The 21,361-nt window shown below is 65.7% G+C and carries 17 protein-coding genes; 7 read left to right on the plus strand and 10 right to left on the minus strand.

Features of this window, described 5'->3' with window-relative positions; translation table 11 throughout:
• Positions 1 to 26: 26 nt before the first annotated feature.
• Complete coding sequence (locus AB4Y35_RS00835) at positions 27 to 920, minus strand: LysR family transcriptional regulator (RefSeq protein WP_368703812.1); 894 nt, start codon at positions 918 to 920, stop codon at positions 27 to 29.
• Positions 921 to 1,032: 112 nt separating this feature from the next.
• A complete protein-coding gene (locus tag AB4Y35_RS00840) occupies positions 1,033 to 2,442 on the minus strand; it encodes a DUF2252 domain-containing protein (protein ID WP_368702987.1) in 1,410 nt (469 codons plus the stop codon).
• Positions 2,443 to 2,694: 252 nt separating this feature from the next.
• On the opposite strand from AB4Y35_RS00840, the gene gltS reads away from it, so the two are divergent.
• The 3 genes from gltS to AB4Y35_RS00855 all read left to right on the plus strand — a co-directional run bounded on the left by gltS (position 2,695) and on the right by AB4Y35_RS00855 (position 5,786).
• Positions 2,695 to 3,909 (plus strand): sodium/glutamate symporter, encoded by a 1,215-nt coding sequence (gene gltS / locus AB4Y35_RS00845; RefSeq protein WP_368702988.1) that lies wholly within the window; start codon positions 2,695 to 2,697, stop codon positions 3,907 to 3,909.
• An 86-nt stretch (positions 3,910 to 3,995) separates the two neighbouring features.
• Positions 3,996 to 4,616, plus strand: coding sequence for a LysE family translocator (locus tag AB4Y35_RS00850; RefSeq protein WP_368688617.1), 621 nt, complete (start codon positions 3,996 to 3,998; stop codon positions 4,614 to 4,616).
• A 192-nt stretch (positions 4,617 to 4,808) separates the two neighbouring features.
• Positions 4,809 to 5,786, plus strand: coding sequence for a 2-dehydropantoate 2-reductase (locus AB4Y35_RS00855; protein WP_042268416.1), 978 nt, complete (start codon positions 4,809 to 4,811; stop codon positions 5,784 to 5,786).
• Positions 5,787 to 5,910: 124 nt separating this feature from the next.
• On the opposite strand, the gene AB4Y35_RS00860 is transcribed toward AB4Y35_RS00855, so the two are convergent.
• Positions 5,911 to 7,047, minus strand: coding sequence for a LysR family transcriptional regulator (locus AB4Y35_RS00860; RefSeq protein ID WP_368703813.1), 1,137 nt, complete (start codon positions 7,045 to 7,047; stop codon positions 5,911 to 5,913).
• A gap of 22 nt (positions 7,048 to 7,069) precedes the next feature.
• Positions 7,070 to 8,425, minus strand: coding sequence for an oxalate/formate MFS antiporter (gene oxlT, locus AB4Y35_RS00865; protein WP_368702989.1), 1,356 nt, complete (start codon positions 8,423 to 8,425; stop codon positions 7,070 to 7,072).
• Positions 8,426 to 8,797: 372 nt separating this feature from the next.
• Here oxlT and AB4Y35_RS00870 point away from each other — a divergent pair, with 372 nt between their 5' ends.
• Positions 8,798 to 9,742, plus strand: coding sequence for a LysR family transcriptional regulator (locus AB4Y35_RS00870; RefSeq protein WP_110383445.1), 945 nt, complete (start codon positions 8,798 to 8,800; stop codon positions 9,740 to 9,742).
• 103 nt (positions 9,743 to 9,845) lie between these two features.
• On the opposite strand, the gene AB4Y35_RS00875 is transcribed toward AB4Y35_RS00870, so the two are convergent.
• The 5 genes from AB4Y35_RS00875 to AB4Y35_RS00895 form a co-directional block, all read right to left on the minus strand.
• Positions 9,846 to 10,820 carry a hypothetical protein gene (locus AB4Y35_RS00875; RefSeq protein ID WP_368702990.1) on the minus strand — a complete coding sequence of 325 codons (975 nt, stop codon included), beginning with the start codon at positions 10,818 to 10,820 and terminating at the stop codon, positions 9,846 to 9,848.
• A 51-nt stretch (positions 10,821 to 10,871) separates the two neighbouring features.
• The gene (locus AB4Y35_RS00880) at positions 10,872 to 11,684 is read right to left on the minus strand and encodes a fumarylacetoacetate hydrolase family protein (RefSeq protein WP_368702991.1); all 813 of its coding nucleotides are present in this window, start codon (positions 11,682 to 11,684) and stop codon (positions 10,872 to 10,874) included.
• 15 nt (positions 11,685 to 11,699) lie between these two features.
• Positions 11,700 to 12,947, minus strand: a complete 1,248-nt coding sequence (gene frc / locus AB4Y35_RS00885; protein WP_324160147.1) for a formyl-CoA transferase — start codon at positions 12,945 to 12,947, stop codon at positions 11,700 to 11,702.
• A gap of 463 nt (positions 12,948 to 13,410) precedes the next feature.
• On the minus strand, positions 13,411 to 14,139 hold the full coding sequence (locus AB4Y35_RS00890; protein WP_133185668.1) for a GntR family transcriptional regulator: 729 nt from the start codon (positions 14,137 to 14,139) through the stop codon (positions 13,411 to 13,413).
• Positions 14,120 to 14,356 carry a hypothetical protein gene (locus AB4Y35_RS00895; protein WP_081771534.1) on the minus strand — a complete coding sequence of 79 codons (237 nt, stop codon included), beginning with the start codon at positions 14,354 to 14,356 and terminating at the stop codon, positions 14,120 to 14,122. The genes AB4Y35_RS00890 and AB4Y35_RS00895 overlap by 20 nt, the downstream gene beginning before the upstream one ends.
• 558 nt (positions 14,357 to 14,914) lie before the next feature.
• Here AB4Y35_RS00895 and AB4Y35_RS00900 point away from each other — a divergent pair.
• A complete protein-coding gene (locus AB4Y35_RS00900; protein ID WP_368702992.1) occupies positions 14,915 to 15,352 on the plus strand; it encodes a DUF2917 domain-containing protein in 438 nt (145 codons plus the stop codon).
• 117 nt (positions 15,353 to 15,469) lie between these two features.
• Here the strand turns inward: AB4Y35_RS00900 and AB4Y35_RS00905 are convergent, their stop codons facing one another.
• A complete protein-coding gene (locus AB4Y35_RS00905; protein ID WP_368688626.1) occupies positions 15,470 to 16,633 on the minus strand; it encodes a porin in 1,164 nt (387 codons plus the stop codon).
• 625 nt (positions 16,634 to 17,258) lie between these two features.
• On the opposite strand from AB4Y35_RS00905, the gene mprF reads away from it, so the two are divergent.
• A complete protein-coding gene (gene mprF / locus AB4Y35_RS00910; protein ID WP_368702993.1) occupies positions 17,259 to 19,868 on the plus strand; it encodes a bifunctional lysylphosphatidylglycerol flippase/synthetase MprF in 2,610 nt (869 codons plus the stop codon).
• A gap of 92 nt (positions 19,869 to 19,960) precedes the next feature.
• A complete protein-coding gene (locus AB4Y35_RS00915; protein WP_368703814.1) occupies positions 19,961 to 21,238 on the plus strand; it encodes a virulence factor family protein in 1,278 nt (425 codons plus the stop codon).
• The last annotated feature ends 123 nt before the right edge of the window (positions 21,239 to 21,361 follow it).

Below are 21,361 nucleotides of genomic sequence, written 5' to 3' on the forward strand. Positions count from 1 at the left end.
CGGCGTTGGCTCCCGTGTCCGGGCGCTCACGCCGTGCACGCAGCGGCGAGGCAGCCACGCAGCACTTCCACGAACGCGTTGCCCGCCTGCGAGTCCATGCCGCCTTCGCGCCACATCGCGAACACGCCGACCGTGAGCGCCGGCTCGACGCGCCGGATCGCCACCGGCTCGCCCGCCCCACGCGCGCTGAGTTCGTCGAGCAGCACGCGGCCGATGCCGCGCGCCGCGAGTGCGCGCGCGACGTGCCACGTCTGCGCCTCGACGGCCGCGAGCCGGTCGTCCACGCCTTCGGCTTCGAGCAGGTTGCCGATCGCCTCGCCGAGCGGATCGACGTTGCCGATGCTGATCCAGTCGCCGTCGACGAGATCGCGCAACGCGAGCGGCGCGTGTTCCGGCGTCGGATCGTCGGGCGGCCCGACGCAGACCACGGCCGTGCGCGCCAGTTCGACCGCGGCGATGCCCGGCCGCGCGGGCGGATTGAGCGCGACGCCCAGATCGAGTTCGCGCGTGAGCAGCGCGTTGAGCAGTTCCGCCGTGTGGCGCGTCTGGATCCTGAGCGACACCTCGGGGTAGTCGGCGCGAAACGTCTGCACGGCAGCCGGGATCAGGCTCATGCCGAGGCTCGGCAGGCAGCCGATGCGCAACAGCCCTTGCGGACGCAGCGCCAGATTGCGCGCGAGATCGCGAATGCTGTCGAGGTTCGATTGCAGCTTCTGCGTTTCGGCGAACAGCAACTCGGCCTCGCGCGTGGGCTGCAGGCGGCCGTGCGCGCGGCTGAAGAGCTTGAGGCCCGCGCTGCGCTCCGCATGCGCGAGCACCTTGCTGACCGCGGGCTGCGAAACGCACAGCAGCTCGGCCGCCTTGGAGAGCGAGCCGGTGCGCATGATCGCGTGAAAGACTTCGATATGACGTAGACGCATGGGGCGCATGCCGGGCATGCGTACGAGCCTCATGCGCGGCGCGATGAAAGAAAAGCGCAAGGATAGCGCGTTCGGCTGCGCGCTTCGCCTGCCGGTTCGATTCAGGCTCTGCTCAAACGCGGAAATCGGCGGCCATGTCGTCGTCGCTGCGCGCGACGATCGCGCCGCTGCGCGCGGCCTTGAGGAACACGTCGTAATCGCGCTCGACCTGGTCGGCATAGCTGAACGCGTAGCCCGTGAGCGCCTCAGCGAACTGGTCGCTGCGGCCAATGTACGAAGAGATTTCGATGGCGGCGCTGCCCGACTTCGCATGCGCGCGTGCAAGCGCCCAGCCGCACAAACGCGCATAGCCGCAGAGCAGCGTGCTGTCGAGCAGCTGGAGATCGACCGAAAGCTTCATGTCGCGCAACTGGCGTACGTAGAAATGACGCCCGTTGGGCCCCGTGGTCCAGCCAAGGAAGATATCGCTCGCGGCCTGCAGCAGCCGCTGGCCGTGCACGACGCGCGCGCCTTCATGCTTGATCGAAGGCGACTTGAAGTACTGCGAAACGACCGAGCGACGCGCCTCTTTCACTTGCAGGAAGAGCGGCTTCTCGTGATGATCGACGAGCAGCATCACGAGGCAGCGCGTGCCCACGCTGCCCACGCCCACCACCTTGAACACCAGGTCCTGAATCGCGAAGTGATCGAGCAGTTCGCGCCGGTCGGGCGCGAGCGTCTTCGCGTAATCCTCGTACATGGGCTCGATCAGCGTGCGCCAGTCACCAAGCGTGAACCAGTCGTCTTCGGGTTCGAACAGCGTGTTGACGCCGTGCACGTGAAAGAGCGCGGGCGGGGCGTCGTGAATCGTCCAGTGGTCGCCATCGCGCTCCGCGAGCTTTTCGAGCAGGTTCTCGTGCGTGCGATTGGCGGCCTTCTCCATGCCGCGCCGGATCAGGCGGCGGCCTTCGGGCGTGAGCGCGGTTTCGACCATGCGGTCGAAGGTGATTTTGTCGTACCAGAGATCGAGCGCGCCGTACTCCGCGTACTGGCGCAGGCGGTCGCGATAGCTGGTGACGGCCGCCATCACCAGTTCCTCGGCCACGCCGCGCGAGTAGCGCATGTGCCGCGCCGCCACGACGAAGCTCGCCACGAGGCGCTTCACGTCCCACTCCCACGGCCCGGGCGCGACCTCGTCGAAGTCGTTGAGATCGAACACGAGCTGGCGCTCGGGCGTGGCGAAGGCGCCGAAGTTGAGCAGATGCGCGTCGCCGCAAATCTCCATCGCCATGCCGGTGTTGGTCACACCCGCGAGGTCGTGCGCCTGGAGGATCGCGCTGCCGCGAAAGAACGTGAAGGGCGAAACGATCATGCGCCCGTAGCGCAACTGCACGAGGTTCGGCACGCGGCCTTCGCTGCTCGAGCGCAGCAATGCGAGCGGATCGCGCTTGATGGTGCCGGTTTCCTTGTGGCTCGAACGCTTTGAGCGCTCGCGCGCGGCACGCCCGGCCGCCTCGCGATCAGCAACGGTGCTCCCATTCATGACCTTCTCCGGTTCTTGTACGGTCTCGCGCCATCGTGGCGAACGGGGAAATGCGGGGGTATTCGTCCTGCATGGGCGGCGGCTTTGCGCCTGTGAATGTCTGCCAATTTAAGCGTGGGGCCCCGTTTCGTGCAAGCAACGTGGCCGGCGCCGCGCTGCGCACCATGCGCGCAACGCGCAGGCGCCTGGTGTACCGTGCGCGAAAGATGCGCCGCCAGCCTGGCCCCCTCATCGCCCCGCCGGACACTCGCCATGAACGTCAAAGTCTACGGAACGCTCGTCGTCGCATCGCTCGTGCTGCTGGTCGGCCAGTGGCTCGTCGCCGCCGTGCCGGTCCTGCGCAAATGGACGATACCGGAACCCGTGGCAGGCGGCATCGTCGCCGCGCTGATCGTGTTCGGACTGCACAGCTTCGCGCACATGGACGTGGTCTTCGACACCTCGTTGCAGGCGCCGCTCATGCAGGCGTTCTTCGCCACCATCGGCCTCAATGCGAACCTCGCCAACCTGAAACACGGCGGCCCGGTACTCGTGCGCTTTCTTGCCGTCGTGGTCGCCCTGCTCGTGCTGCAAAACGTGCTGGGCATCTCGCTCGCCATGGCGTTCGGCGTCGATCCGCTGTTCGGGCTGCTGGGCGGGTCTGTGGCGCTCGCGGGCGGCCATGGCACGGGCGCCGCGTGGGGCGCGGTGTTCACCGAGCGCCACGGGCTGCAGTCCGCGACCGAAGCGGCCATTGCGTGCGCCACCTTCGGGCTGATCATGGGCGGCATTCTCGGCGGGCCCGTCGCGCAGCACCTCATGAAGCGCATCGGCGCTCGGGGCGGCGACGCCGCATCCGGCGCCAGCGGCGCGGCGACACCCGATCCCTACGCATTCGAGGAGCCGAAAGCCGAGCAGCCCACCACGCCGGGCGCGTTCATCAACACGCTCACGCTCATCGCCATCAGCCTCGCCGTGGGCGAAGCGCTCTCCGGGCTGATCGCGGGTACCGCGTTCGAACTGCCCACCTTCGTGTGCGTGCTGTTCGTCGGCGTGCTGCTCGCCAATGGGCTCTCGCTCATCGGGCGGCCGGTGGCCGAGCACGCCGTCGCGCTGATCGGCAACGTGAGCCTCGCGCTCTTTCTCGCCATGGCGCTCATGACGCTGCGCCTGTGGGACCTCGCCGCGCTCGCGCTGCCCGTGTTTACGATCCTCGTCGCGCAGACGCTGCTCATGGTGGTCTACGCGATCTTCGTGACGTTCCGCGTGATGGGCGCGAACTACGACGCCGTCGTGCTTTCGGCGGGCCACTGCGGCTTCGGCCTCGGTGCTACGCCGACGGCGATTGCAAACATGCAGGCGGTCACGGCGCGCTTCGGCCATTCCCATCTGGCGTTTCTCGTGGTGCCGATGGTGGCCGCGTTCTTCATCGACATTGCCAACGCCATCACCATCAAGCTCTTTCTCATGCTGCCGGTTTTCCATTGAGCGGCCAGGCGGTTCGCGCGAGGCGCGCTAGAATGGCGCAATTCCCCGCGCGCCGCGCACGGCGCTAACGTTTTTCGAGCGTCATCATGTCCCTCACCGCCTGGCTGTTCTTTCTGCCCGCCTGCTTCGCACTGAACATGGCACCGGGGCCGAACAATCTCCTCTCGATCAACGTGGCCGCGCGGCACGGCTTCCTGCGCGCGTTCGTTGGCGGTACGGGCCGGCTCGTTTCGTTCGCCGCCATGATCGCGCTCGCGGCCGCGGGTCTGGCCGTGGTGCTGCGCGCTTCCGAGGCGGTCTTCTTCGTCATCAAGCTCGCGGGCGCCGCTTACCTCGTGTGGCTCGCCGTGCAGCTCTGGCGCAGCGACGCCAACCCCATCGGCGAGAGCATGGATAGCGACGCCTCGCTCGCGCGCCTCGCGTGGCGCGAGTGCCTCGTGGCGGCGGGCAACCCCAAGGCGATTCTGGTTTTCACGGCCTTCCTGCCGCAATTCGTCGATGTCGCGAGGCCCATCGCGCCGCAGTTCGGCGTGCTCGGCGCGAGCTTTCTCGTGCTCGAATGCGTGGCCATCGCGCTGTACTCGCTCGCCGGCATGTACCTCGGCCGCTGGCTCACCCGCACCACCGTGCGCCGTTGGTTCAATCGCACCTGCGGCGCATTTCTCGGCCTGATCGGCGTGAGTTTTCTGCTCGTGCGGCGCGCCTGAACAGCCTCGTCACACGCCCTTCATCCATAAGCTTCTCTTGATGATTTTCGCGAGAAACTTTAACTGTCGTTAATCGACAGCACCCCCTATGCTCAAACCATCGTCCGGGGTCGCGGCGAGCGGGCAGCTTTTCCCCGACGCTTGCGAAACGCCCTGCGGACAAGCGGTTTTCAACGTCATTGGGGTTTCAACATGAAGATCTGCATCTTTGGAGCGGGCGCCATTGGAGGCATGATGGGCGTGCAGCTCGCACGCGCCGGCGCCGACGTGAGCTTCGTTGCCCGCGGCCCGCATCTGGCCGCGATGCGCGAGAACGGCGCCCGCCTGCTGATGGACGGTGAGGAGTACGTGGCGAAGGTGCGCTGCACGTCCGATCCGCGCGAACTGGGCGTGCAGGACGTCGTCATCATTACGCTCAAGGCGCATTCGGTGGCGGGCGTGATCGACGCGATGCAGCCGCTCCTCGGCAAGCACACGGCGATCGTCACGGGCACCAACGGCATTCCCTACTGGTACTTCTACCAGCACGGCGGCAAGTTCGCGGGCACGCGGCTCGAAAGCATCGACCCGGACGGCGCGCAATGGAACCGTCTCACGCCCGAGCGCGCGATTGGCTGCGTGCTCTATCCGGCCGCCGAAATCGACGCGCCCGGCGTGATCCGCCACGTGTACGGCAAGAAGTTTCCGATCGGCGAGCCTTCGGGCGAGCGCACGCCGCGCATCGTCCAGCTTCATGAAGCCATGCAGGCCGCCGGGTTCGAGGCGCCGATCCGCGAGAACATCCGCGACGAAATCTGGCTCAAGCTGTGGGGCAATCTCTGCTTCAACCCGATCAGCGCTCTCACGCACGCCACGCTCGACGTGATCACCAGCGACCCGGCCACGCGCGCCGTGGCGCGCACCATGATGCTCGAGGGCAAGCGCATTGCCGAGCAGTTCGGCGTGAACTTCCGCGTGGACGTGGAGCGCCGCATCGACGGCGCGGGCGCGGTGGGCGCGCACAAGACCTCGATGCTCGTCGACCTCGAAACGGGCCGGCCGATGGAGATCGATCCGCTGATCACCGTCGTGCAGGAAATGGGCAGGCTGGTCGGCGAGCCGACGCCGGCGATCGACACTGTCCTCGCGCTGGTCAAGCAGCGTGAGCGGATGGCGATGCAGCCGGCGTAACGTCAGTCATCGCGAAGGGGCGGCGCGTGCGCCGCCTTTTTTCTGTGCCGGTTCCGGTGCCGGAAAAACAAAAACGGATCGCTTCGAGCGATCCGTTTTGCTTTGCAGAAGAAAGAAACGCGCGCTATTCGATGCGGGCGTGGGTGCGGGTCACCTGGAGCGGCGGCGGTGTATCGGCGCCGCGCAACGCGACGCGCATCGGCGCGCCGTTCGAGCCGCGCATCGGCGAGCCGTCGATGGACGTTTCCGGCAGCGCTTCGCTATCCGGCGATGAGGCCTGTGCGTCCGAACCGACCGCCACTGCCCCGTCCGCGACTGGCCCGTCCGGCATGAACTGCGACCACGCCGCCTGAGCGCAAGGCCGCAGCGAACGATGGCGACGCCGCACGAGCATCGTCGTCACGTTCACCACGGGATGCAGCAAGCGCGTCACGAGCGGCCCCGCGGGCGCGGGCCAGTGACACGTTGCGTGCGCAACGTCGCCCGCGCGATGCGCATGCCCCCCGCGCGCGCCGTCCACGCACACCGGCAGCACCCCGATGCCCATGCCGAGTTGCGCCATGCGCGCGACGCCCGCCACGTGCGCGAACTCCTGCAGCGGCCTCCCCTCAGGCCGCAGACCGTCCAGCGCACGCATCACCGCGCCGCGGCAACCGGCGTCGCGATTGAGCGTGACGAGCGGTTCGCGCGCGAGATCGTCCCATCGCAGCGCCCCCTGTAGCGCAAGCGGATGGTGGGCGGGCAAGAGCGCGCAAAGCGGCGTGGCCGAAAGCGGCTGCACGTCGAGGTTGCCGCTCGCGAACGGCACGCTTTCCGCGATCACGCCGAAATCGGCCTCGCCCTGCTCGACCGCCTGCAGCACGGCCGCCTGCGGCAAGTCCTGCAGTTGCAGCGTGAGCGAAGGAAACGCCGCCGCGCAGCGCGCGAGCGCGGCGGGCACCCAGGTCGACGAAAGCACCGGGTTGCTGGCCACGAGCACGACGCCGCTATGCGCCTGGTGCGCGTCGCGGCCCTCGTTGAGCGCCATCTCGATCTCGTCGAGCAAGCGGCCGATGCGCCGCTCGAAGCCGCTGCCCGCAAGCGTGAGCTCGACCTGGCGCGTGGTGCGGTCGAACAGCTTGAGCTCGACAGCTTCTTCCAGTTCGCGCACGCAGCGGCTCACCGCCGACTGCGTGAGCCCGAACTCGCGCGCGGCGCGCGTGAAGCTGCGCGCCCGCGCCACCGCGACGAACACCTTGAGCTGCTGGAGCGATACGTTCATCGACATGGCGGGCCCGCGCGCCTCATTCGCCGCTTTGGTTGGACCAGTGCGGCAATCCCGCGCCCGTATTCGTGGCCAGCGTGACGTTGGACTCGTTGCTCGCGTCACTGCTGGCTTCGCTGCTCTGCTCGATCAGCCGCTTGCGCATCGGTGCGAGGAAGAACTTGGCGCTCACGCCTGCCGCGATCGTGATGACCGCAGCCGCGATGAACACCGCGCTCCAGCCGCCCGTAGCGGACAGCACCGAGGCCACCGGCACGAGCAGCGCTGCCGTGCCCTTGGCGGTGTACAGCGTGCCGGCATTCGATGCGGCGAACTTGCTGCCGAAGGTGTCCGCGCAGATGGCCGGGAAGATCGAGAAGATCTCGCCCCAGAACAGGAAGATGAGCGCGGCGAAAGTCATGAACGCATACGGGTTCGTGCCGAACTGCATCATGCCGAGCAGCGCGAGCCCTTCGCCCACGAAGATCAGGAACATCGCGTTCTCACGGCCGATCTTGTCGGAGATGAAGCCGCACAGCGGACGCGTAAAGCCGTTGCAGATGTTGTCGATCGACAGCGTGAGCGTGAGGAGCGGCAGCGTCATGCCGAACACCGTCATCGGAATGCGGGCGAGGCCCCAGTCCTTGGCGATCGGGCCGATCTGCGCCGTTGCCATCAGGCCGCCGGCGGCCACCGCGACGAAACAGACGTAGATCACCCAGAATACCGGCTGCTTGACCATCTGGCCCGGCGTGTAGTCGACGCGCGAGACGAGACGGCGGCCTGCCACGGCGACGGGGCGCGTCACGGGCTTCACGAGCAGGAACGAGAGCACGAGAATCGACACGCCCTGGAGCACGCCGAAGAAGAAGAACGTGTGCTCGTAGCCGGAGCGCGTGATCATGTTCGCAATCGGAATCACCGTCACGGCGGCGCCGGCGCCGAAGCCCGCGGCCGTGAGGCCCGCGGCGAGGCCACGGCGGTCCGGGAACCACTTGAGCGCGTTACCCACGCAGGTGCCGTACACGCCGCCCGCGCCGATGCCCGCGATCACGGCCGACACATAGAGCATCGGCAGCGTCGTGACGTAGGAGTTGATCACCCAGGCGAGGCCTGCGCAAACCGCGCCGCCCGCCACGACCGGACGCGGGCCGAACTTGTCGACCAGCCAGCCTTCCACCGGCACGAGCCAGGTCTCGGTCAGAATGAAAATCGAGAACGCCAGTTGAATCTCCGCCTGGCCCCAATGGTGGCGCGAGTTCATCGGTGCGACGAACAGCGTCCATGCGTACTGCAGATTGGCAACGAGCGCCATGCATAGCATGCCCACCACCAGTTGAAACCAGCGGTTCGTCCAGAACGGACCGCTCTCGCTCCTCTGACCGATTGCATTCATATCGCTTGTCTCCGCTATCTATTCATTGCAGCCTGCATGATTACGGGTCTGCATAAATTGAGGCTTATGGTTTTAACTTTTCACTTCGCTACGCTGTGTTTTTTATTCGCCGGGTGAATCAAAAATCAGAATGAAAATTCGTCAATCCTCATTCACCCTGGCATTACGTCAGACCCCTGAAAACATCGTGAAACAAGGGCTTTTCTACGTGTTGTCCCTTATGAAATCGTAGTTCCGAGCGTTAACCCGAACGTAGCTTCGAGCGCTTTGCGCGGCATTCGGACTCCTTTCAACTTATGCTAGGGTGATTGCTGAATTACTCACAATTAAAGTTTGTTATTATGTGGATTCAGTATCCTTTATGGTTCGGCCATGACGATGCGAAACGCCACGCTGCGCCAGCTCAAGGTCTTCGAGACCGTGGCGCGCCACCTCAGTTTTTCGCGTGCTGCGGAAGAGCTGCATCTCACCCAGCCGGCCGTATCCACGCAGGTTCGGCAGCTCGAAGATCACGCAGGCCTGCCGCTCTTCGAGCAGCTCGGCAAGAAGATCTATCTCACGCCCGCGGGCACGGAGATGCTGCACTACAGCCGCGCGATCATGCAGCAGTTCCACGAAGTGGACGAGGCAATGAGCCAGCTCAAGGGCGTCTCGGGCGGCAAGCTCAACGTCGCCGTCATTAGCGCCGGCGATTACTTCTTTCCGCGTCTGCTGGCCGAGTTCACGCGCCGTTACAAGGGCGTCGCGCTCAACCTCTCCGTGCACAACCGCGAGCAGCTGCTCCAGCAGCTCGCCACCAACCAGACCGATCTCGCCGTGATGGTGCGTCCGCCCCACGCGACCGACGCCATCAACGAGCCGTTTGCGCCCCACCCGTACGTGATCGTTGCGGCGCCCACCCATCCGCTCGCCAACAAGCGCGCCATCAAGCTCAGCACGCTCGCCAACGAGGCGTTCATCGTGCGCGAGCGCGGCTCGGACACGTGGAACTCGATGGAAGAAGGCTTCGCCGGGAAGATCACGAACCTCAAGATCGCCATGGAGATCCAGAGCACCGAGACGATCAAGCAGGCCGTGATCGCGGGCATGGGCATCGCGTTTCTTTCGGCGCATACCATCAGCCTCGAATTGCAGGTCGGTCACCTCACCGTGCTCGACGTCGAAGGCTTCCCGGTCATGCTCAACTGGTACGTCGTGCACCGGAAAAACAAGCGCCTGCCGCCCGTCGCGCTCGCGTTCAAGCGCTTCCTCATGGAGGAAGGCGCGGCGCTCATCGAGAACATTACAAAAGTGTCAGAAGCAAGTTTGCATAAGTAAGGTTTGATGGTTTTTACACGAACCATCATGCATGACTAATCGTTCGCGTCACAGTGCGCGTTCTGTTGTTTTCCCCTGGTCCCGCAGGATGGTCGTTGCGACGTCAGTGCGGCCCTTGCCGCTGACGCAGTGCGCCGCCCCGGCTGCGCCGCCGCCGTGGCAAGTCCTGCGACGCGTGATGACCCGCGCGCCCCGCGCCGCCCTGTGGCGGGTCGCTCGCGGCCAGCCAGGCGGGTTCGAACGCGCCGCCGCCGCAGGCCGCGACCAGCAGTTCGTCCGGCACACCCGCAAAACTTGCGTTGAATGTCGCGCTGAAGGGCTCGCGCGGCGGTGACGCCTCGACGGCGCCCGTGCGTGCAAGCCGCGGCCGCCGGGCGCCGCTCATGAACCGCGCGCCCAGCGCCGCGCACAGTACGCTCGCCGCGACCAGCACGGAGATTTCGAAATCGGGCGATTCACGCGCGCTCAGAAATCCATAGCCGAGCGCCGCGCCTAGCAGCAGCGCGATGACATGCATGACGCGGTCGCCGCGGCCGAACGGCACGCGCCTGCGCGCCGCGCCGCTCGCTTGCGCGCCACGGCTGAAGAGACTCAGCGCGCCGCCGGTCAGCAGCGCGCCGGTTGCCGCCGCAACGAACAGTGCCACACGTTCGCCAGCACTACGCTCGGGCTGCAGCACGTAGCCAGCGAACGCGCCGATCAAGACACTCGCGCCCGCTACCCCGCCCAGCAGCGCCGCCGTCCGCGCGCGCCGCGTGAGGTCGCGCCGGCCAGCCAGGCACAAACCGCCCAGCACGCCGGCTTCGACTGCAACCGTCGCGTCGGGCGCATGCATCCAGCCCGCGGCGATCACGCCGGGCGGCACGGTCAGCAGCAATGCGAACGAAATGGCGAATGCGAGCCGATGCGTGTGCGGCGCACCAGCGCGCCTGGCGCAGCGCAGCGCGGCGCGAGAACGCGACAAAGGCCACGCACGCACCGGCGCGAGCGCCGCCAGTTGTGCAAATGCACAGCCGAGCCATGCGAACAGCGCGCCAGCGCCCAGCCACGCCAGGTCGCCAGCCAGTTGCTCCGGCATCTCTCCTCCTCGCGCGGCATCGCTGCCGCGCGCGTCTTTGGTTTTAGGCCGTCAAGCCGCGCCCGCTACGGCGGCGAGCGACTCGATTTGCGCCGACGCGGCGCCCAGCGCATTGCTCAACGTACCGATCCCTTCGATGGCGACCTCGACCGTTGCGCCATCAACGATCGAGCCTACGCCGAGTGAGGTGCCGCACGCAATCACGTCGCCGGGTTCGAGCGTCAGGTCCTGCGAAATGAGGCTCACCTGCTGCGCCGGCGAGAACACCATGTCGTCGAGCGGATAATTCTGCCGCTCCACGCCGTCGAGTTTCGTGACGACGCGTGCGCGTTGCCAGTCGAACCCGGAAACGATCGCCGGGCCCAGACAACAGAACGTATCGAAACCTTTGGCGCGGCACCATTGCGGGAAGTGCGGATTCTCGGTGATGAGGCCCGCGGCCGTGACGTCGTTGACGATCGTGTAGCCGAAGATCGCCGACTCGGCCTCTTCGACGCTCGCGTCGCGGCAGCGCTTGCCGATCACGATGCCGAGTTCGCCTTCGAAGACGATTTTTCCCGCGTAGTGAGCAGGACGCCGAATCAATTCCGATGAGCCAATCACCGAAGCCGCCGGCTTGATGAGAAAAAGCGGGTGCGCTGGCACCGGTTTTTCGAGTTTCGCGGCGAGTGCGTGAAAATTGTTCCAGAGCGCGACGACCTTGCCGGGCGCACAGGGCGCGAGCGGTGTGAGCGCGCGCAGCGACAGCACCGCCCCAGTGGGCACCGGCTGATCGAGCCCTTCGTATTCGTGCAAGTAACCGTTCTCGACGCGGCCGAACACGATGCTGCCGTCGCTCGCCATCAAACGCATCCACGTTTCCATGTTTCCTCCTGGGTTTCAAACGGCGCCAGAAGCGCGCAGCGAGTGGATCTCGTCCTTCGTGTAGCCGAATTCGGCGAGCACTTCGTCGGTGTGTTCGCCGAGCATCGGCGAGCGCGTGACTTCGGTCGGGCTGTCCGAGAGCTTGATCGGGTTGCCCACCGTGAGGTACTTGCCGCGCACCGGGTGATCCACCTCGACGATCGTGCCGCTCGCGCGCAGCGATTCGTCGCTGGCGATCTCCTTCATCGAGAGAATCGGACCGCACGGAATGTCGTAGCGGTTGAGCACGGCCATCGCGTCGAACTTCGTGCGATGCATGGTCCAGTGCTCGATCTCGTCGAAGATCGCCTTCAGGCGCGGCAGGCGCGCATTCGGCGTGGCGTAGTCGGGATCGTCGATCCACTCCTCGCGTCCGATCAGCTTGCAGATGCGGTCCCAAACGGGCGCCTGCGCGATGAAATAGATATAGGCGTTCGGATCGGTCTCCCAACCCTTGCACTTGAGAATCCAGCCCGGCTGGCCGCCGCCCGATGCATTGCCGGCGCGCGGCACGGCCTCGCCGAAACCGTCGTTGGGATACTGCGGGTACTCCTTCATGACGCCGGTGCGCTCGAGCCGCTGCTGGTCGCGCAGCTTCACGCGGCACAGGTTGAGCACGCCGTCCTGCATGGCCGCGAGCACCTTCTGGCCGCGCCCCGTGTGCGTGCGCTGATAGAGCGCCGTGACGATGCCGAGCGCGAGATGCAGACCGGTGCCGCTGTCACCGATCTGCGCGCCCGAGACGACCGGCGGGCCATCGTCGAAACCCGTCGTCGATGCGGCGCCGCCCACGCACTGCGCGACGTTCTCGTAGACCTTGCAGTCCTCGTAGGGGCCGGGGCCGAAGCCCTTCACCGAGGCGACGATCATGCGCGGGTTCAGCGTCTGGATATGTTCCCAGCTGAAGCCCATGCGCTCGAGCGCGCCCGGCGCGAAGTTCTCGACCAGTACGTCGCAGTCGCGAATGAGCCGCTCCAGCACGCGCTTGCCTTGCGGGTTCTTCGTGTCGAGTGTGAGCGAACGCTTGTTGCCGTTGAGCATCGTGAAGTAGAGGCTGTCCGCGTCCGGCAGGTCGCGCAGCTGCTCCCGCGTGATGTCGCCGGCGCCTGCGCGCTCTACCTTGATCACGTCCGCGCCGAACCAGGCGAGCAGTTGCGTGCAGGTGGGTCCCGACTGCACGTGCGTGAAATCGAGGATGCGCACGCCGTTCAATGCCTTGCCCATGTCATGTCTCCTTATCTAATCGTGGCCGGGCGAGTTTTCGAAAATCGGTGGGGTTGCGTGGGCAGAGGCGTTTCGCGCGATGGCGCGTCATCTGCGTCCTTGAGCAATACGGTATGTGATATATCACAACGAAGCAAGAGGGGAATTGCCCATCGGGAATGCCATTAGAATCGCGTCGAAGCCTTATCCAGCATGGTTTTGGCACAAGTTCGACAGCGTTGATGCGGTGCACACGAGGGAAAACCCCGAGCATTTGCTGCATCTGATATGCCAGATTCCGTGTGAAGGATGCTGTCTGGCAACAGGAGTTGGTCAGGGATGCCAGGGGTTGATGCGCATAAAGTCGGCTGTCGGAGGTCGTTCAGCCGACGCGTGCTGAATGGGCGTGAAGGGACGTAAACGCAAAACGGGAGACCTGAAGGTCTCCCGTTTTGCCCTGAATTCGCGGCGCTAACTGTCCGTCTCAGTCAAGGAAATCGCAGTTCTTCTCGACATAGACCGCGAGATCGAGCGAATGCTGGCGCACGAGCTTTTCCGCCAGTTCGGTGTCGCGCTTCTCCAGCGCCTCGATAATGCGCAGATGATCGACGATCGAGCGCGAAGCCCGGTCGCTCTGCGATATCGTCATGCGGCGAATGGCGCGCACGTGCACGAAGATGTTCTTGATGGTGTCGAGGATGATCTGCGAGCGGGAAAGCTCGACGATCGCCTGGTGGAACGCGATGTTGGCGTCCGAGTACTCGGCGATGTGTTCGGCAGGCGTGCTGTCGCGGAAGTCGTCGAACATGTGGCGCAGCCGCGCGATTTCCTCGTCGGTGGCGTGTATCGTGGCGAGGCGCGCGGCCATGCTTTCGAGCGCGGCCCACATCTGGATCATCTCGACGATCTCGCGCTTGCTCTTGCGCACGATATAGATGCCGCGGCGCGGCACCATGCGCAGGAAGCCTTCCTGCTCGAGCAGCGTCATGGCCTCGCGCACCGGCGTGCGGCTCACGCCGAGCGATTCGCTCAGCACGCGCTCGTCGAGCCGGATTTCCTCGCGCGACTGGTAGATGTCGGCGTCGGCAATGGCCTGGCGCAGCATGGCGTAAGCCTGATCGCGCAGGCTCAGTGTGGCGTTGATGGGCTGCAGCGCCAGCTTGAGCGGCGCCGCTTCCCGGCTTGCTACAACTTCAGTTTGTTCTGACGACATTGATTACCTCTTTTCCGACCTGCGGACGGATTCGCGGACCGAATTGTGCACGACGAACGGCCCTGGCGCGCGGCGCTTCGCCCAAACCGGCGTACCGGCCATGCTGCGCGGCCTGCTCAATGGCAGACTGCGGCAGCCACCTGGCGATCATGACCGTAGCAGCTGCACCCAGACCCACAACCGCTGCACCGAACAGTGCGAGAGAAACGAAATCCATTTGAAGCTCCGCATGATTGAGTAATCGAATACCTCAATCATATGCTGCGTCGCGACAAAAAGCAATATTCTGTATGTGATATATCAGATGCAGTCGTTTCCACACAACACTTCGATGCCCTGGGGGTCTATCAGGGGTTCGCTCCCACATTGTGGGCACGGCCAACCGGATATCTATGAAAAACAACCAATCCTAGTGAGAAACCGGTGCTGCCCGCAAGGGGATATGCCATCGAAGGGCACGATCGCGTCATGCAACGGTGGGAACGAGACTCGCACGCAACACGAACTGCGGCCGCCAATGCCATTTAAGCATTTCAGGTTGACAGCGCTGCGAGGCACCCCGCACACTCGACCCATGCACACTTCCTTCACCCACCTCGTCATCGCAAACACGATGAATCATCCGTGGAAAACCCATACGGGTATCCCACGGGGATGGTGTGCGTACTAGCAGTCTGTCGTCACGCAAATCACAAGCCCCGCCGGCATCGACGGGGCTTTTTGTTTTTCTGGGTGACAGCGCTCCGTTCGTCGGCTCCAAAAACTGGAGAAAACGATGGATGACGCTTTTCAGGCAGCCTCACTGACCGCTTCACAACCCGCTTTACAGCCCGCCTCACAACCCGCTCTGCACGCCGTTGCGGACGCAACCGACCGTTTCGACGATCCGTTGCCCGTCCAGTCTGTCCACTTTGCCGTGCCGCCCATGCGCACGATCACCTGGCGCGTGAATGCGTCGGCCACACTGCGGGTTCAGGTGGCCCAGGTGTGGGTCACGCGCGCCCGCTCGCCCTACGACCACTGGCTGCAACCGGGCGAGACGCTTCGGCTCGAGCGTGGCGAGCGCATCTGGCTCAGCACCGAGGCCGCCTTGCCGGCGCGCGTGAGCATCACGAGCGCCTGGCAGCCGCCGTTTGCGGGCGTACGGCGCGGTATGGAGCGCCTCGCCGCCTGGCTTGCGCTGCTCACGCTCCGGCGCTCGCGCGAGGCGTGATGTGCGAAGCCCTGGCGCTTGATGCGCGTTGAGGCAAAGCCAGAGCCGCAAACGCCAAAACGCCGGATGCGCCGCCCAACTGGCGCATCCGGCGTCGTCGTAAGTCGAAGCGCGCGATCAGAACTTGTGCCGCAGCCCGAGGTTCACGATGGTCTGGTTCGACGTGCCCGAGTAACCATACGAGCCGACCGACGCCTCGGCCGGCATCGAGCCGCCCGTGCCGTTGCCGGTATCGCCGCTCGCATGCTGCCAGGCCGCCGTCATATAGAGGTCGGTGCGCTTCGAGAGGCTGTAATCGGCGCCGAGCGACACCTGGTTGTAATTCGCCGACGTATCGCCATTGGCGTGCGTGTAGCTGTAGCCAATGCCGAGCAGCAGCGCCGGGTTCAGCTGATAGTTCACGAAGCCCTGGCCGGTGTTGTACTTTTGCGTCTCGCGGAACACCGAGCTGCCGTCCGGCGAGTAGCGCGCGTTGCTGTAGCCGAGGCCGAGCGTGAACTGGCCGAGCTGATACTGCGCCGCCGCGCGCGCGATGGTGAGCGAGTGTGCCGTGGCGTAGCCGGAGTTGATCGGGCCGTCGAAGGTGCCGTCCGAAGTACTCGTCCAGCCGCCGGTGCGAATGCCGTTCACGGCCTGGCTGTTGGTCGCGTAGAAGTAGCCGCCCGCCAGCGCGAGCGGACCGTTGGTGTAGTTGACCGCCGCCGAGTACGACTGTTCGGCGCCTGTCGAGCCCGCAATGCCGCCAAACGAGTACATCGCCGCAGCCTGGAGGCCGCTCCATACGGGCGTGGTGTACTTGACGGCGTTGTTCACGCGAAAGCTGTTGTCGTAGTTGTCGACGTCGCCGGGCGTGGCGAACACGGAGCCGAAATAGTTGTCCGCCGTGATGCCCTGCACGAGGTCGATGAGCGGGTCATACTGCCGCCCGAGCGTGAGCGACCCGTACTGCTCGGCTGTCAAGCCCACGTATGCCTGTCGGCCGAACAGCCTGCCACCCTGCGCGAGCGCGCCGGTGGACGGGTTGAAGCCGCTTTCCAGCTGGAAGATCGCCTTGAGGCCGCCGCCGAGATCTTCGGCGCCCTTCAAACCCCATCGCGAGCCGGAGAGATTGCCGAAGCTGCTGTTGCCGAGCGTCCAGAGGTTTTTGCTGCCGTCGGCGTGATTGACGTAGGTGATCGACGTGTCGATCGTGCCGTACAGCGTCACACTGGTCTGTGCCTGAGCCGTGCCGGCAACCCCGAGCGCGGCCAGCGAAAGGGAAGTCAAGGCTAGTCTTTTCACGTCATTCTCCCGGCGCAGTAAAACAACTCTTGACCAAAGCAGACTAACTCGCCCGTCGCGCATTGTAAAAGGAATAAACAAGCTGTCTCGAATTAGTGACAGCGATTTCAGGAAGCGCCTGGCTAACAGCCCAAACATTATCTCCGGCTGCGAAACAATCACGAGGCGCCTGCCTGCAACGCCCGCCACGCAAGGCTTGCGGCGCACCGGCCTGAACGGCGCGTGTTTCAGTATGCGATAAACGCCCGCCCATTACTCACAACTTAACGATTACCTTGCCGTTCAATCCATCTGTTAATTAGGCTCTGCAAACATCAATCACGAAAAGATTATTCCCTAATTAAATCCACTAGTTACGGCGCGCCATCGCGCCGAATTGATCCGCACCCAATAGCGGTTTCTTGCACCGGGGCGTCAACCGGCGGGGAGTCCTATGCGTTTGCTGAGCTTAACTAGTCCTTTCCGAACGATTACGATTCGGCTCGAATTTCCGGTTCGCGCGCGAGGTGCGCGAGAACCGGCCTCGAAAGAACGTAAGCGCAAAACGCGAATAAACACGATGTCACCGCCGGGGAAGCTGTAACAGTCGATACGGCGACATCGCAGAGAGCCACCAGACCGATCCATGTCTCAATCGCATTCTTCGCGCGCGGCGCGCGCCCTCGGGGCGCTGCGCCGCCGTGCCGGTGCCCTGCACCTGCAGCGCTTCGTCGCGCCGGTGTTCGCGCTCGGCATCTGCGCGCTGCTGCTGGTCGTGTTCCAGCACCTCTCGCGCACGGTCGACTACCACTCGGTGATCCGCCAGCTCTGGACGCTCACGCCCGCCCAATGGGTCGGCGCGCTCGCCGCCACGGCCGTGAGCTTCGTCGCGCTGGTCGGACGCGACGCCGTGGGCCTGCGCTACCTCGGCGCGCGCGTCTCGCGCGGCGCGCTGTGGGCCGGCGCGATCGCCGGCTCGGCGCTCGGCAACGTCACCGGCTTCGGCGCACTCACGGGCGGCGCCGTGCGCTGCCGCGTCTATGGCGGCGCGGGCGTCACCGCCGCGCAGATCGGCCGCATGACGGTGTTCACGAGCGTCACGCTCGCCCTCGCCCTCGTGCTCATGACCGCGCTCGGCATGGTGGGCGCCGCCGGCACGCTCTCCGGTCTGCTGCACCTCTCGCCCGACGAGCTGCGCCTGATTGGCGGCGTGGTGCTCGGCTGCGGCGCGGTGATGGTCATCCTTTGCCCCGCAAGCGCGCGCGAGATCGAGCCGTTCGGCCGCGCCTGGCTGCGCTTTGCGGTGCCGGCGCGGCGCGACCTCGTCGCGCAGCTGCTGCTGGCCGCGCTCGACGTGGTCGGCGCCGGGCTGGCGCTCTGGTCGGTCATGCCGCATGCCCTCCTCGGCTTCCCCGACTTCCTCACCGTGTATTGCGCCGCCATGCTGCTCGGCCTGATCGGCCACACGCCCGGCGGCATCGGCGTGTTCGAAGCCGCGATGGTCTACGCGCTCGGCCCGAGCGTGCCCACCTCCAAGGTGCTTGCCGCGCTGCTCGCCTATCGCGCGATCTACTTCGGCGCGCCGCTCGCGCTCGCGGCGGCGGTGCTCGCCGTATTCGAGGGCCGCGCGCTCAAGACGCCGCTCAGCGCCCGCTTTGCGAAGCGCGGCGCCGACGGCGTCTCGCAACTCGCGCCGCTCTTCCTCGCCATCGTGACGTTCGTGACCGGCAGCATGCTCGTGATCTCGGGCGCCACGCCCGCGTTCTCCAAGCGCATCGCGCTGCTGCAAACCATCGTGCCGCTCTGGGTGCTCGAAAGCTCGCAACTGATGGGCAGCCTCTTCGGCGTGTTGCTCCTGTTCGTCGCGCGCGGTCTGCTGCGGCGCCTGGACGCCGCCTGGTGGCTCGCGCTCGTGATCGCCGTGGCCAACCTCGCGCTCTCGCTCGCCAAGGGCCTCGCCTTCGTCGAAGCGGGCGTGCTGGGCGTGCTGATCGTGCTGCTCCTCGGCACGCGCAAGCGCTTCAATCGCCACTCGTCGATGTTCTCCGAACGCTTCACGCCGGCCTGGCTCGCCTCGGTCGGTTGCGTGATCGCGCTCGCCGTATGGGTGCTGCTGTTCGCGTTCCGCGACGTACAGTACTCGCAGAGCCTCTGGTGGCAATTCGCCTTCCACAGCCGCGCCCCGCGCGCGCTGCGCGCCACGCTCGGCGCCGGCGTGTTCGCCGCCGCGCTCGCGCTGTGGCAACTGCTGCGCCCCGCCGCCGGCCGCTTCGTGATGCCCCCGAGCGAAGACCTCGAAGAGGCCGCGCGTATCGTGCGCGCGCAGGAGCGCAGCGACGCGGGACTCGCGCTGATGGGCGACAAGAGCTTCCTCTTCTCCGCCTCGCGCAAGGCATTCCTCATGTACGCGAAGCGCGGCCGCACGTGGGCGGCGCTGCACGATCCGGTCGGCCCGCGCGAAGAGTGGCCCGCGCTGATCCGCGAATTCGTCACGCTCGCCCATGCTCACAACGGCCGCGCGGCGTTCTATCAGGTACGCGCCGACGCGCTGCCGCTCTATCTCGACGCCGGCCTCACGCTGATGAAGCTCGGCGAGGAAGCGCGCGTGATGCTGCAGGAATTCGATCTCAAGGGTCCGCAGCGCGCGCATCTGCGCTACGCGCTCAAGCGCGGCGAACGCGACGGTTTTTCGATCGAACACATCGAGCCCACGCAGATGGGTGCGAGCCTGCCGGTGCTGCGCGCGATCTCCGACGCCTGGCTGCAGGACCGCGAAGCGCGCGAAAAGAGCTTCTCGGTGGCCGCGTTCGACGACGACTATCTCGCCGCGCAGTCCGTGTTGCTGATCCGCCAGAACGGCGAGCCGCTCGCCTTCGTCACCTTCATGACGACCGATCTGAACACCGACGCGACGGTTGGCGTCATGCGCCATCTGCCGGGCGCCTCGCCCTACGCGATGGAGTATCTGTTCACGCAGCTCGCGCTGCATCTGAAGGCCGCCGGCTACCAGTCGCTCTCGCTCGGCATGGCACCGCTCTCGGGCATGGGTCCGTCGCCGCTCGCGTCGTCGTGGCACCGGCTCGCGGGCTTCATCTGGCGCTTCGGCGGCCGTTTCTATAACTTCCGGGGGCTGCGCGGCTTCAAGAACAAGTTCGCGCCGCGCTGGGAACCACGCTATCTGGCCGCTTCGGGCTCGATCAGCGTGTTCATCACCCTCGCCGATCTATCGCTGCTGGCAGGAGGCTGGCGCTCATGACATTCCGTATTTCCAGGCTGCCGCGCATTGCAGGCACGGCAGCGGGCGCCGCTGTGCTCGCGTTTTTCACGGCTCACGCCAACGCCGCTTCGATGCCCGCCTCGACGCCCGCCTCCGCCGCGACGATGCACGTTTCCGGCGGCCGTTACGGCGAAGTCGCGGTGACGAAGCCGGGTGGCGCGATACGCGGCTTCACCGTGCTGTTCTCGGCCGACAAGCACTGGAGCGCCGCCGACCAGACGCGCGCCGACGCACTCGCGCAGCATGGCGCACTCGTCGTGGGCGTGGATACGGAGCGCTATGCGCAGAACCTCGCCGCCGTGAAGAACGAGGCCTGCCACAAGCTTTACAGCGACGCCGAAGCGCTGAGCCACCAGCTCGAACGCCAACTGGGCTCCAGCGAGTACTACGCGCCGATCGCCATCGGCAGCGGCCAGGGTGCACTCATCGCACAGCACATGCTCTCGCAGGCGCCCGCGAACACGATGGCGGGCGCCGTGTCGCTCGATCCGGCCGCGAAGCTCGACGCGCGCTTCGCGCCCTGCCCGGCCGACCCCACGCTCTCGCGCGGCAATGGCCTGCCCGGTTTCTTCGAGCAGGGCGTGACGACGAAAGATGCGCGCGCAACCGGTCCTGGTGCATCGCGCACCTTCGCCCCCGGCGTTGCCGACGCCGACAAGATCGTTGCGCTCACATCGAATCACCTGCGCGTCGTGACGGAAAGCGAAGAGGACGTGTCGGACCTGCCGCTCGTCGAACTGCCCGCGGCGCACCCCACCGACATGCTCGCGGTGGTGATCTCGGGCGACGGCGGCTGGCGCGATCTCGACAAGACGATTGCAGAAGCGCTGCAAAAGCAGGGTATTTCGGTGATCGGCTGGGACGCGCTGCGCTACTTCTGGAGCGAAAAGACGCCCGAGCAAACGAGCCACGATCTCGCCCGCGTGCTGAAGACCTACGGCTCGCGCTGGCATGCGCAGCACATCGCGCTGGTGGGCTACTCGTTCGGCGCGGACGTGATGCCGTTCGCCTACAACCGTCTGCCCGACGCGTTGCGCGCGAAGGTGTCGTACATGTCGCTGCTCGGCTTCGCACCGGACGCCGACTTCCAGATCCGCGTGACGGGCTGGCTCGGCATGCCCGCCAGCGACAACGCACTGCAGGTGCGCCCGGAACTCGCGAAGGTGCCGCCTTCGATCGTGCAATGCGTGTATGGCGCGGGCGAGAAAGACACGCTGTGTCCGGCGCTCGTGAATACCGGCATCGACGTCGTCAAGACGAACGGCGATCACCACTTCGACGGCGACTACAACGCGCTCGCCGGGAAGATCATCGCGGGGTGGAAGAGGGAGATCGCGGTGCGGGGGTAAGGGAGCGCGTCGCTTTTCCATGTTCGCTTGACGCGAACGGACTTTGGTCGACTATAACGCCGTGCGTCATATGACGCACGGCGTTATGCTTTGGCATGGCGATCCAAAACTTCCATGACAAGG

Source organism: Paraburkholderia sp. EG286A, assembly GCF_040965375.1.
In the GTDB taxonomy this organism is placed as follows: Bacteria; Pseudomonadota; Gammaproteobacteria; order Burkholderiales; family Burkholderiaceae; genus Paraburkholderia.